Origin of the sequence: Ruminococcus sp. HUN007, from assembly GCF_000712055.1 — a bacterium.
Classification (GTDB): domain Bacteria; phylum Bacillota; class Clostridia; order Oscillospirales; family Ruminococcaceae; genus HUN007.
In genome coordinates this window covers 586399-598719 of record NZ_JOOA01000001.1, presented here as the reverse complement: position 1 = coordinate 598719, position 12321 = coordinate 586399, and the positions used below count along the sequence as shown (strand labels likewise).

The window sequence follows — 12321 nt, the reverse complement described above, 5'->3', positions numbered from 1 at the left end:
TTTGCAAGCGAAAGGATGATCTAATGAACGTATCGGTACTTTCAAGAAATGATGTTTACAAAATAATTGTAAACGGAGAATTCCCGAAAAACACGGCTGTTATCACTTTTTTCGATCCGCCGGATGGACATTCTGCCGGTTATCAGCCGGTTGACTATTCTGATGTGACAGATGATGTTTTCTATGTTTGCATTCCGGATATCGACTGGGATGCATTTGAGAATGATCCGGAAGGGATAAAAGCATTTTTCCCGCAGGCGGGAGAGGCAGCGGAATTTATCCTTAAAGCACATGATGAAGGTAAAGATATTATTTGCCAGTGCGATTACGGACAGAGCAGGAGTGCGGGATGTGCGATGGCCATTCTTGAATATTTCGAATGTAACGGAAAAAAGATCTTCGAAGACAAAAGATATTTTCCTAACCAGCTTGTATTCGGAAAGATCCTTTCAGCACTAAAACAAAAACAGAAAGATGTCGCAGCTTTTTCGCCGTGAAAAAACTGCTGACTGTGATATACTAATAACACGATATGAAACACAGATACGGTGCTAACAGCAGTTCTAATTTTCCTCTGAAGAAAAAAACAGCACCGTGAATAAAAAGAGATACGGTGCTTACAGCAGTTTTCATTTTCCTCTGAAGAAAAAACAAGGCACCGTGAAACCTACGGTACATACAGCAGTTTCTCATTTTTCTGATGAATGTTTGTCTTCGGACAGGTACCGTGTAAATTATACTAAAGACCAAAAACTTAACCCCCGGCAGCTGAAGTTCGGTTTCAGGCTGCCGGATTTTTTTATGTCTGATATTGAATACAATTTTGTGGCCCAAAAAATTTGTATTGAGTGGTAAATCTGTAAAAGTACAATATTGATAACATATTTAAAATATGATATACTTAAGTTACAGATAATGGCTATGAGCCTGAAAAATAAAAAACAAAAGAAAAAGACAGAAGAAATGAGGAAAACAAAATGAAAATGAAATACAATCCGGAAGAAGAATATTTTCCGATTACATACGAGAATTTTGACTTGAATCGGGCGAAGGCAAATATCATATATGCCGTACTGGCGCTTATAGGTCTGGTTACTGCTGCAGTTTTTATGATTCTGGAATTTGACAAACGCATTACAGGTACAGCAGTTGGTTTCGGTTTTATGATGTTAGGCATTTTTACGATAAAGATCACTGTCTCTGATTATCCTGAAGAACGTTTAGAGAGCACTGGTTTGTTCATTCTAGGTGCATTGACTCTGCTTGTCAGTCTGTTCACCTTGATTGTGGACAAACTCAATATCTTTCCGGGTGAAGAGTATGAACTTTTTAAAGACAAATTAATTTCGTTTGCTTTTCTTACAGGCGGTGCATATGGACTCATTTATGAAAAGATTGTTGCATATCTGAAAAAGAATCGCTGTACGGAATGCGTTGCAGCTACATGCATAGATACTGTTGCTACTGGTGCAAAGACCAAAGATACTATGTATATTCATGTATGGGAGTACACCACCAACGGATTTACTTACACTAATCCTGAAAACAGACGATATTTTGCAAAGAAGAATCGTATTGGAGATATCCGTGATATCTACGTAAATCCGGATGATCCGGAGGATATTTATGTAAATAGATTTCACAGAAGAAATATCGTCTACGTATTATTCGTGATTGTGGGAGTGATTCTGACAGCGCGTTTTTTTGTTGGGATATAAAAAAATAGTATGCCGTAGGCATACCGAATAGAATGAGAAGTTACTATTCACGGCCAAATAATGTAAAATAGAAAAATGATAATGGTGCTGAAAACATTGAAAATGCGATGTTTTCAGCACTGTTTTTTTTACGTAAAAAAAGTACAAAAAAGCATAGTGGTATTTGTTTAAATAGATACCAATAAAACTATTGACATTTTCGTTGGTATGTGATATAATAATAAGTACCAAGTGTAGAAAGGAAGCTGAAATCATGTCGATTGTACGCTACACAGATAAGAAAACCGGAAGAGTGGTTCTTTATGAATCAACATCACACTACGACCCTGTAACCAAACAATCAAGACCAATACGCAAGTATCTTGGAGTGGAAGATCCGGTAACGGGAGAACTGATACCGTCTACAGGAAAGCCGGGACGAAAGGCTAAATCAGAATCAAATAGCAATACTGTTGAAACGAAGGTAACAGCAGAACCGGATTACAAGGAAATCATAAAAAAACTAAAAGAAGAAAGTATACAGAAAGATAAAAGAATCAGCGAACTTGAAAAACAAAATGCTATTCTTAAAAATCACTTACTGAACATAAAGGAATCAGCAGAAAGAGCGCTGGAACAGAAATAAAACAGAACAGGAAGCAAGCTATGAACAGGCAGTTTTTTATCAATACATCATTACAATATGAAAATAAAAGACTTAAACGTCTGGTAAAAGAATTTGAAAATGGTGAGAGATATAAAAAACTGCAGCATAATCATCATCTCATATATCTTGGATATCAGAGGCGGATAAAACAGCTTTGCAGACAAGTTCGGTCATCAAAAAATGCAGTGAAGAAAGTACGCGATATCTGGTATGAACAGCTTGTAATTGAATGCGAAAATCACACCAAAGAGCTTGATGAAAAGATAGATACAATCTGTAAATTAAGACAGGAAAAACTATGATTTGTTCTGTGAGTATCAAAAAAAGCTTGCTAAGAAGGACGAAGAATATCAAAAAGCACTTGACGAGAAAGACACCATAATAGAAACACTTAAAGCCGAGATCCGGCATATGAAAGCGGTACAGGACAGAGATGGAACCAATACATCTCTGCCTACATCGCAGACACCAATCGGGAAATCAAAAGCAAGACCAAACAGCAGAGAAGAAACCGATAATTCCAAAGGAGGCCAAACAGGGCATAAAAGATCAGAGCTTGAACCACCTGCAGAAGAAGCAATAACTGATATAACGGAACATTGTTTAACTGAAGATGACTGTTGTCCGAAATGCAAAAAAGATGAGTTTGAATATACCGGAAAAACAGAAAATCGCTATGAAATAGAAGTAGAAGTTAAAGTAAAGAGGGTGAAGCATAAGTATTACGTCTACAAATGTAAGAATTGCGGGACCCTGGTGATCAGCAGAACGGCACCTGAAAAAAGAACGAAAGTAAGATATGGAGCAAACGTACAGGCAATGATACTTGTTTTGCTGAATATTATGAATTCGTCAATAAATAAGGTTCCTGTATTCTTTCAGGGCATAACAAACGGAGAGATCAGTCCGAGTGAAGGGTATGTAGCTAAAGTACAGGCCAGAGCCGCCAAAGCACTGGCAGTTTTTCATAATGATTTGCGAAGGGAGTTACTTAAAAGACTGCTCATTTACTGGGATGATACCGTGGTTTACGCCGATACCAAAAGAATCTGCCTGAGATTTTACGGAGACGAAAGAATCGCGTTCTTTGCAGCCCATGAAAACAAAGATATGAACGGAATTCTTCTGGATGGAATACTTGAAAATCTTTCTGCTGAAACATCTGTTATGCATGATCATAACAGCATCAATTACAATGAACGTTTTGTGTTCATAAATATTGAGTGTAATGCACATTTGCAGCGCGATCTTCAGAAACTTGCAGATGAAACCAATCATGAAGTACTGCTTGAAATAAAAGCATTGATATCAGCAACGATAAAAGACCGAAAGAATCTGATACAAGCAGGAACAACACGATTTGATGATGGATATCTTGAAAATTTTGAAAGCAAGCTTACAGAACTTCTGCAAAGAGCAGAAACGCTGGCAGAAGCGAATACATCAAAATATTCAGGCGGTCCGGAACGCGCTCTGATACGCAGAATCATAAAATATCGCAGCAATTACTTCGCCTGGGTATATGATTTCAGTCTGCCTACAACAAATAATCTCTCAGAACGAGCACTACGTGGGACGAAAACAAAAATGAAGGTGTCAGGTCAGTTCGCATCTTCAAAAACAGCAAATAACTATGCAATGATTCGTACATACATTGAAACATGCCGAAGAAATGGAATCAACGAATATGATGCATTAACAAGATTATGTGATGGTAACCCATATACTGTCGAAGAAATATTTGCTGAATGTGAATAATAAAAAATACAGCACCACCAGGCCGGTAATAAAACCGGTCCAGTGGTGTTGTTTTCTTTTGTACTGGGAAAATTAGGTCGTGAATAGTAACAATGAGAAATCGGAACTGAGACTCCGATTTAATCGTATTTGCGAAATGATAAAAAATAGGGTATAATAAGACGGATACGGAGATAAGTGAAAATAGTACGCCGGAGGAGTTTATTGATATTCACAGAAGGAGTATATGTAAATGAATAACAGCAACGATATAAGAAATAATAACAATGGAAACAAGTATGATCTAAACATTCTCAATATTCATGGCTATCATGGTTCACCTGAGAATGCGGCATATGCTGCACTTGGAAAACAGTGTGAAAATATTACTTCGCCTTCAGTAGACTATGATGCAAAATCACCTGAAAGCATTGCTGATGATCTCAGACATATTATCACTGACAAAAAAATCGATGTTATCGTCGGAACAAGTCTTGGCGGTTTCTTTGCGGCATACTTGTCTGCTGAGTTTAATCTTCCGGTTATACTGATCAATCCATGCCTCCTGCCGTTTCTTCATCTTCCGCGTCTCGGCTATGATGGAGAAATCACATCGTTTATATCCATGTTCGGAACGCTTACTGATTTGAAGAACGATAATGTATGCTGCATTGTAGGAGATGCGGATGAGATAATCGATACTAATGATTTTACTGAAAGATTGTGCAGAAACGAACGTTTCCGTCGTATACCAGGCGGAAAACATTCCGGTGCTACACTGCCTCTGAACGATTATTTCGATGAGATACTTCCGTATTGCGATGAAATAAAGAAAAACAAGTAGGGAATCTGTTTCTGATTAAAATTAAAACATCCTTCTTCCTTTGTATTGAGGTGGAAGGATGTTTCTGATATATGCCGCTGGCATATCGAATAAAACGAGAAAGCGGAGCCGAGGCTCCGCTTTAATTATGAATGCGCCAAAGGCGCATTATCCTTTTATAGTTGTGATGTCATATATTCAGCTTCTGGATCAAAGCTTCCTGAAGTACCTGTGAAAAATTGATATTCATTTTTTCAGCTCTGTTATTAAGCCAGGCAGGTAAGGTACAGTTTTTTCTAATGGATTTTTCACCGTATTTTTCAGCATAACTGTCCATATCAAGAACGATCATTGTAGTGAATCCATCAGGATATTCATCAGCAGTTATGGTTTGAATATCCGACGCTTTAGGAATTGGATTTCCATCTTCAAGTTCTGTAAGAACCCATCCGCTTGCGCAGTCTACAGCCATTTCAAAAGCTTCAGTAATTTCTTTTCCTTCTGTTACACATCCCGGAAGGTCTGGAATGATCACAGTAAAGCCAGTATCATTCGGGTAAAAACATGCAGGATAAAATAGTTTCAGCATAATCATTCAAATCCTTTATCATTATAATTCAAGAGGCGGAAGTAGCCCATTCTTTATGATTTCTTTAGCATTTACTTCATTTTCCCCTGATAATATTATAGTGCGTATTATACGTATAGTCAATAGTATGCCGCAGGCATACCGAATAAAAGGAGAAAGCTGCACATTGAAGCGGTCATCGACAGTAATAAACGGCATAATGGACGTTGTATACCGCAAAGCAGGCGAGTGGCACATCGTGGATTACAAAACCAACGCAGACGGAAACGCCCTTGATGTGAAATATCAGAACCAGCTCGAAGCGTACAAAAAGGCATTCGAAAAGATTACCGGCGAAAAAGTAAAGGATGCGGGGATTTATCACATTACGTGAGTTAAAACTCTGACATTATGTTCCATTGACAAGAATAATTTGAATCACTATAATTAAATAATAAGAAACAGCAGAGTTCTTATGCGGGACTCTGCTGTTTCAGTATAAGTTATTCAGGAAGGAGTGAAAGCAGTGAAATCAAAATATGTGTTGATGCATAAGAATACCGAAGTTGCCAAGGTGTTTATAAATGAAATGATTGGTGGTATTTCAAAGATCGGTGATGTCATAAATGCTGATCATCTGCCTCCAGGTACAGCGAAAAAAGGAAATGCAGATCACCGTGCCCTTAATGAATGGTGGACGGGACGTTCGATACCTGCCAGCCGTTCGGGTTTGAAAAATGCACTTGATAACCTTGGCATCAGCAATGCACGCTCACTCCTCACCAAAAGCTACGGACTGAGTTTATCCGATCACTACTGGATAAAACCTGCCGGAGCATCTCTTACCTGGGATGATATGAATTTCTTTGAAAATGATTTTTCTGAAGATATAGGTAATATTCTTTTTGGCGGTGTTGTTTCAGAAAATATGAGTTTTATTTCACCTGATAACACATCAGACGGATGGCTGAAAAAACGCTGGAAGATATCTGACGGAAAACGAATTCTTCTGAAAGCAGGAAGTGATCCTTTTGAACAGGAACCTTTTAATGAAGTCATTGCATCTGCTCTTATGAAGCGTCTTAATGTGCCGCATGTTTCATATGAAATAGTCTGGATAGATGACATTCCGTACAGCGTATGTGAGAATTTTCTTAGTACGGAAACAGAACTTGTCTCTGCGCACAGGATAATGCAGATCACTCCGAAACCGAATCATCAGAATTCATACGAGCATTTTCTTAACTGCTGCGTTATTGCCGGAATGAAAAAAAGTGATGTTATCGCATTTATCGACAGAATGCTGACGGTCGATTACATTATCGCAAATCAGGACAGGCATTTCAATAATTTCGGATTTATAAGAAATGCCGAAACACTGGAATACATTTCACCGGCGCCGGTTTACGACAGCGGAACGTCACTGTTTTACAACAAACCGGTAAAACGAATAGAAAACTACGAATCAAAACCGTTCAGAACTGATCCGGAAGAACAGCTGAAACTGGTTACTTCATTTGACTGGTTTGATGCATCAGAACTGAATGACTTTACCAATGAAGCGGGCGAGATACTTTATCCTCTCATGGAAACCGGATTCATAGACTATGCACGTATAAAAAAAATCAAAGATATAATCGCAGCACGTATAGATCATATCGCAGAACTGGCTGCCGGATAACTTTGCTATAAATGAGAAAAAAAGCGGAGCCTCGGCTCCGCTTTAATTTTTAATGCTTGAGATTTTTTATGCCTTTTAGATTCACAAACTACGGTTGCTTTCTGAATAGTGGCTGACAGTAAACGAAAAAACAAATAGTTCATTTACTAAATCGAGTGTTACAGAGTCTGCCGAAGAATTGATATCCAGTTCCGTCTTCCGTAAATGAAACGTATAATAGTCACGATTTTCTGAGATTCATCCACAGTATAAAAAGCAATATAATTGTCGATAACTACCATTCTGATTGCATGTGAAGAAAGGAACGGATCGTCTATTATCTGGTGTTTTTCGGGCATAAAAGAAATTGAGTTAAACTCTTCTTCGATTTTGTTAAGGAGATTATCAGCAGCAGAAGGATTCATCAGTGTAAATTCAATATAGTCAGCGGCTTCATTGATATCAAGCTCTGCTTTATGTGTAATGAAGATACGATAGTTCATCTTTTGCGCTTAGCCCTTATATCTGACATAGCTTCCGATAAAGGTCGTACATTACCGTTAGCTGCATCATCCAGTCCTTCTTTGATAAGTCCGTATAATTCAAGTCTGCCCATTAGTGCTTCGTAGTGTTCGATACTCATGACAGCAAGATCGCCTTTTCCGTTTTTAGTTATGAAAACAGCTTCATTGTAAGAGTGACATAATGACGATATTTCGTTATATCCGTTACGTAAGTCAGCGCTTGATTTGATTGTAGGCATAGTGATACCTCCTTTGTATTCTATAACAAAATTATACCTTAATTTTGTCATGAATTCAAGTGGTTATAGGAAATAAATAAAATTTTTCTTGCATTTTGATTTGAGTAGTATTATAATAGAGAAATACACTGATCGATACAAGAGTTCCGGTTCGACCGGAATCACGAATAGATGCTGCATTGAACGGTCAGTGTTTTCTTATACAAACGAAAGAATAACAAAGCGAAAGGAGTGACAAAGATTGTTATTTACAATTACTTACGAAGGTACAAATACCGAAGATCTTGGATTTCTGCTTCACAAAAATCCGTCGAGGGCACAGCAGTTTGAACTGTCATACGGAAAGGCTTACGTCTTTTATCCCGAGGTAAGCAGTGAACGTACAACGGCCGCACTTCTGCTGGATATCGATCCTCTTGATCTTGCGAGAGGAAGGGTAGGAAGCACTGAAGGCGGCCTTTTTGATTATGTAAACGACCGTCCGTATGCTTCAACATCATTTATGAGCACTGCTATTTCACGTGTTTTTTCGACGGCTATGAACGGAAGATGTGATAAAAAACAGGAACTTGCAGATACACCGCTTAAACTTACGGCTAAACTCTATTCACTGCGTGACTACGGAGATGAAAACCTTGCTTCAGAACTTTTTGAGCCACTTGGTTATACGGTGAAAACAGAAAGAACTATACTTGATGAAAGCTTTCCGGAATGGGGAAACTCGCCGTATATAGATCTTACCATTAGCGGTACGGTGAAGCTTTCAGAGCTTCTTAATCATGTTTACGTGCTCATTTCCGTGTTTGACAAGCAGAAGCATTACTACATTTCTTCAGGTGAAATACAGAAGCTGCTTGATCACGGCGAAGGATGGCTTGCCGATCATCCGTACAGGGAAAAGATAATGAGACGGTATTTCAATGCCCGTAAAAGCTATGCACGCAAAGCAATGGATATTCTTCTCGGTGAAGATCCTGATGAAACTGACAATGCAGACACTTTGACAGAAGAAAATGAATCTGTGGAAAATGTTCCGGCTGCATCTGACAGTTCTTCGGAAGAAAATGCAGGTGTTCAGAAGAAAGATTTTACACCGCTTAATACCCTGCGTATGGAAACTGTAAAGAATGCAGTTCTTGCCTCCGGTGCTTCTTCAGTCATTGATCTCGGATGCGGTGAGTGCAGACTTACTTCACTTCTTCTGAACGAACAGCAAATAAGAAAAGTCACTGCCTGTGATGTTTCGGCGGCCGTCCTTGAAAAGGCTGCACAGAGACTTCACCTCGACAGGATGCCGTCGGCCCGCAGAGATAAACTTACACTTATGCAGGCATCGCTGACTTACAGGGATAAACGTTTCGAAGGTTTTGACTGTGCCTGTGTTATCGAGGTCATCGAGCATATTGAACCGATGAGGATACCGTCCTTCGAACGCGCAGTTTTTGAATTTGCCGTACCGAAAACAGTTATACTCACAACACCGAACAGTGAATACAACGTAAATTACGAGCATATGCAGGAAAATGAGCTTCGTCACGGCGATCACCGTTTTGAATGGACACGTGAGGAGTTTAAGGACTGGACGGATCATATATGTAAAAAATTCGGCTACACCTGCGTGATAAGCGGTATAGGCGATAATGATGAAAAATACGGTACACCGACTCAGATGGGGGTGTTTACGAAAAATGGATAAATTCAAAATAGAGATACCGGAGTTCTGCCTCGTGGCACTTGTCGGCGGGACTTCATCCGGTAAAACAACTTTTGCCGGTACTCATTTCAGACCGACCGAGATACTTTCATCGGACTTTTTCAGAGGAATGGTATGCGACAATGAAAGCAGTCAGAATGTTTCGGAAGATGCATTCGATCTTCTTTACTACGCTGCGAAAAAAAGACTTGAACATATGAGACTTACTGTCATAGATGCTACAAACATTCTGCAGAGTGCAAGAAAACGGGTGCTTGATCTTGCAAGAGAACACGACGTTCATGCTGCAGCGATCGTACTTGACCTTCCTGAAGATCTGATACAGGAACGAAACAAGGCACGTCCTGACCGTGGTTTCAGCGAGCGCGTTATACGCAATCACTGCCGTGATGTTAAACGCAGTATACGTTATCTTAAGAAGGAAGGGTTCCGTTTCGTTTACGTTATCGATTCCCTTGAAAAGCTTGAAAACACGGAGATAGTCCGCACCAAGCTCTGGAACGACAAAAAGGAGATGCACGGACCGTTCGACATTATCGGTGACATACACGGTTGTTTTGACGAGCTTGAACTTCTTCTTGAAAAGCTCGGATACACAAAAACTGACGGCATCTATTCACATCCTGAAGGAAGAAAAGCAGCATTCCTCGGTGACTTCTGTGACAGAGGAAACAGGAATGCAGATGTTCTGCGTCTTGTAATGGATATGGTGAAGTCTGAAAACGCGATAGCTGTACCGGGCAACCATGATGTGAAGCTTCTTAAATATCTTCGCGGAAAGAACATAGCCCGTACTCACGGTATCGATAAGACAATAGCGGATATTGAAGGCATGGGCGATGACTTTAAAAATGAGGCAGCAGGGTTTATCGACAGCCTTATAAGTCACTATGTTCTCGACGACGGAAAACTTGTAATTGCCCACGCAGGACTTAAACAGGAATATATCAGCCGTGCGTCAGCCAGAGTACGTGATTTCTGTATTTACGGTGAAACCACGGGAGAAACTGATACCTTTGGACTTCCGGTACGTCTTGACTGGACTGCAGACTACCGTGGAGATGCGGCAGTTGTATACGGTCATATAGCCGGAAGGGAAGTCAGAGCACAGAATAACACTTACTGTATCGATACCGGATGCGTTTACGGCGGAAAGCTGACTGCATACCGCTATCCGGAAAAGGAGTTTGTAAGCGTCGATGCTTTGGAGCAGTACTATGAACCGGTAAAGCCGCTTGAGGAAAAGCAGGAAGAAGATATCGGCGATATGCTCACTGTTGGTGACTTCAATAAGAAACTTCACGTTGAAACTGAACTTATGCCGTCGATAGATATACACGAAAACAACGCTGCTGCAGCCCTTGAGATCATGTCACGCTTTGCGGCAGATCCGCACTGGCTTATCTATCTTCCGCCGACCATGTCTCCGTGTGAAACAAGCGGACTTGACGGATATCTTGAACATCCGCTTGAAGCTTTTGAATACTATAAAAGCAGGGGAATAAGAAATGTTGTCTGCGAAAAGAAGCATATGGGTTCAAGAGCTGTCATCGTGCTTTGCAGGAATGCGGAAACAGCAGCCGGAATGTTCGGTATAACAGACGGTTCAAGAGGTATCATATACACAAGGACCGGCAGAAAATTCTTTGACAGGGGAAATGCAGAAACTGAACTGCTTGACAGACTTGATACTGTACTTACTGAAAGTGCTTTCTGGGATGACTTTAAAACAGACTGGGTATGTCTCGATACCGAGCTTATGCCGTGGTCTGAAAAAGCACAGGGACTTATTCGTTCTCAGTACGCACCTGCCGGAAATGCAGGAGCTGGAAGTCTGAAAGCGGCTGTAAGTGTGCTTGAAAAGGCGTGCATACGTCAGAAGGACAACGGCGATCAGGCAAATGAACAGGACGTCGATCTTTCGGATATACTTGAACGTTACAGGTCAAAGCAGGATGACATAGATAAATATATAAAGGCTTACCGTGAATACTGCTGGACAGTAAACAGTACTGATGACATACGTATCGCACCTTTCCATATACTTGCGGTGGAAGGACATGTATTCTCGGAAGAAAAGCATGTATGGCACATGGAGAATATCAGAAAATACATAACCGGCAAAGATCCTGTTTACATGGAAACACCGTATATCTGTGTGGATACAGAGGACGAAAACAGTGTAAAGAACGGCGTAAACTGGTGGCTTGATCTTACCGGAAACGGCAGTGAAGGCATGGTTGTAAAGCCTGAGACTTTTACTGCAAAACAGGGACACAGACTCCTGCAGCCTGCGGTAAAGTGCAGAGGACGTGAATATCTGCGTATAATTTACGGGGCTGAGTACCTTGAACCGGATCATCTCAAACGTCTGAAGGTACGTTCGCTTAACCGTAAGCGTACACTTGCATTAAAGGAGTTCTCTCTCGGTATGGAGTCGCTTAACAGGTTTGTGAGAAAAGAACCGCTTTACCGTGTGCATGAATGCTCATTCGGTGTTCTGGCTTTTGAAAGCGAACCGGTCGATCCGAGACTGTAATCGACAGCAACATACAGCAGCATCTCATCATTTGAGTGGCTTGCCCTCGGAGCAATGACGATGGTATTTGCAGATATTCTTATCAAAGAAAAGAAGGCAAAGAATGCTTTGAATTCAGAAGCTTAATGATCGTAAATATATAGAAAAAGGCAG

At 40.3% G+C, this 12321-nt stretch carries 13 protein-coding genes; 10 read left to right on the top strand and 3 right to left on the bottom strand.

What is annotated here, in order from left to right; genetic code table 11:
* Positions 1 to 23: 23 nt before the first annotated feature.
* The 6 genes from CC97_RS02580 to CC97_RS02555 all read left to right on the top strand — a co-directional run bounded on the left by CC97_RS02580 (position 24) and on the right by CC97_RS02555 (position 4945).
* Positions 24 to 497 carry a hypothetical protein gene (locus tag CC97_RS02580; RefSeq protein ID WP_044973592.1) on the top strand — a complete coding sequence of 158 codons (474 nt, stop codon included), beginning with the start codon at positions 24 to 26 and terminating at the stop codon, positions 495 to 497.
* Between the two features lie 480 nt (positions 498 to 977).
* Positions 978 to 1718 (top strand): DUF3592 domain-containing protein, encoded by a 741-nt coding sequence (locus CC97_RS02575; RefSeq protein WP_044973591.1) that lies wholly within the window; start codon positions 978 to 980, stop codon positions 1716 to 1718.
* A 253-nt stretch (positions 1719 to 1971) separates the two neighbouring features.
* Positions 1972 to 2343 carry a hypothetical protein gene (locus tag CC97_RS02570; protein WP_044973469.1) on the top strand — a complete coding sequence of 124 codons (372 nt, stop codon included), beginning with the start codon at positions 1972 to 1974 and terminating at the stop codon, positions 2341 to 2343.
* A gap of 20 nt (positions 2344 to 2363) precedes the next feature.
* Entirely contained in the window at positions 2364 to 2666 is a 303-nt protein-coding gene (locus tag CC97_RS02565) for a hypothetical protein (protein ID WP_044973590.1), read from the top strand.
* A 1-nt stretch (position 2667) separates the two neighbouring features.
* Complete coding sequence (locus tag CC97_RS02560; RefSeq protein ID WP_044973589.1) at positions 2668 to 4122, top strand: transposase; 1455 nt, start codon at positions 2668 to 2670, stop codon at positions 4120 to 4122.
* 232 nt (positions 4123 to 4354) lie between these two features.
* Positions 4355 to 4945: a YqiA/YcfP family alpha/beta fold hydrolase gene (locus tag CC97_RS02555; protein ID WP_081849948.1), complete on the top strand. Its 591-nt coding sequence runs from the start codon at positions 4355 to 4357 to the stop codon at positions 4943 to 4945.
* Positions 4946 to 5114: 169 nt separating this feature from the next.
* On the opposite strand, the gene CC97_RS02550 is transcribed toward CC97_RS02555, so the two are convergent.
* Positions 5115 to 5513, bottom strand: coding sequence for a type II toxin-antitoxin system HicB family antitoxin (locus tag CC97_RS02550; protein ID WP_242848100.1), 399 nt, complete (start codon positions 5511 to 5513; stop codon positions 5115 to 5117).
* A gap of 166 nt (positions 5514 to 5679) precedes the next feature.
* Here CC97_RS02550 and CC97_RS02545 point away from each other — a divergent pair, with 166 nt between their 5' ends.
* A complete protein-coding gene (locus CC97_RS02545) occupies positions 5680 to 5886 on the top strand; it encodes a PD-(D/E)XK nuclease family protein (RefSeq protein ID WP_044973588.1) in 207 nt (68 codons plus the stop codon).
* Between the two features lie 132 nt (positions 5887 to 6018).
* Positions 6019 to 7173: a HipA domain-containing protein gene (locus CC97_RS02540; RefSeq protein WP_156036742.1), complete on the top strand. Its 1155-nt coding sequence runs from the start codon at positions 6019 to 6021 to the stop codon at positions 7171 to 7173.
* A 158-nt stretch (positions 7174 to 7331) separates the two neighbouring features.
* Here the strand turns inward: CC97_RS02540 and CC97_RS02535 are convergent, their stop codons facing one another.
* Positions 7332 to 7655 carry a type II toxin-antitoxin system RelE/ParE family toxin gene (locus CC97_RS02535; RefSeq protein ID WP_044973587.1) on the bottom strand — a complete coding sequence of 108 codons (324 nt, stop codon included), beginning with the start codon at positions 7653 to 7655 and terminating at the stop codon, positions 7332 to 7334.
* Positions 7652 to 7915, bottom strand: a complete 264-nt coding sequence (locus CC97_RS02530) for a type II toxin-antitoxin system prevent-host-death family antitoxin (RefSeq protein ID WP_044973586.1) — start codon at positions 7913 to 7915, stop codon at positions 7652 to 7654. Before CC97_RS02530 ends, CC97_RS02535 begins: the two co-directional genes overlap by 4 nt.
* Before the next feature lie 241 nt (positions 7916 to 8156).
* Here CC97_RS02530 and CC97_RS02525 point away from each other — a divergent pair, with 241 nt between their 5' ends.
* On the top strand, positions 8157 to 9611 hold the full coding sequence (locus CC97_RS02525) for a 3' terminal RNA ribose 2'-O-methyltransferase Hen1 (RefSeq protein ID WP_044973585.1): 1455 nt from the start codon (positions 8157 to 8159) through the stop codon (positions 9609 to 9611).
* The gene (locus CC97_RS02520) at positions 9604 to 12168 is read left to right on the top strand and encodes a polynucleotide kinase-phosphatase (RefSeq protein WP_044973584.1); all 2565 of its coding nucleotides are present in this window, start codon (positions 9604 to 9606) and stop codon (positions 12166 to 12168) included. The genes CC97_RS02525 and CC97_RS02520 overlap by 8 nt, the downstream gene beginning before the upstream one ends.
* Positions 12169 to 12321 lie beyond the last annotated feature (153 nt).

Bases quoted from the DNA above. Each gene is read 5' to 3' on its own strand.
- CC97_RS02580 (WP_044973592.1), top strand. From the start codon at position 24: ATGAACGTATCGGTACTTTCAAGAAATGATGTTTACAAAATAATTGTA.
- CC97_RS02575 (WP_044973591.1), top strand. From the start codon at position 978: ATGAAAATGAAATACAATCCGGAAGAAGAATATTTTCCGATTACATAC.
- CC97_RS02565 (WP_044973590.1), top strand. From the start codon at position 2,364: ATGAACAGGCAGTTTTTTATCAATACATCATTACAATATGAAAATAAA.
- CC97_RS02570 (WP_044973469.1), top strand. From the start codon at position 1,972: ATGTCGATTGTACGCTACACAGATAAGAAAACCGGAAGAGTGGTTCTT.
- CC97_RS02535 (WP_044973587.1), bottom strand. From the start codon at position 7,655: ATGAACTATCGTATCTTCATTACACATAAAGCAGAGCTTGATATCAAT.
- CC97_RS02550 (WP_242848100.1), bottom strand. From the start codon at position 5,513: ATGCTGAAACTATTTTATCCTGCATGTTTTTACCCGAATGATACTGGC.
- CC97_RS02520 (WP_044973584.1), top strand. From the start codon at position 9,604: ATGGATAAATTCAAAATAGAGATACCGGAGTTCTGCCTCGTGGCACTT.
- CC97_RS02555 (WP_081849948.1), top strand. From the start codon at position 4,355: ATGAATAACAGCAACGATATAAGAAATAATAACAATGGAAACAAGTAT.
- CC97_RS02530 (WP_044973586.1), bottom strand. From the start codon at position 7,915: ATGCCTACAATCAAATCAAGCGCTGACTTACGTAACGGATATAACGAA.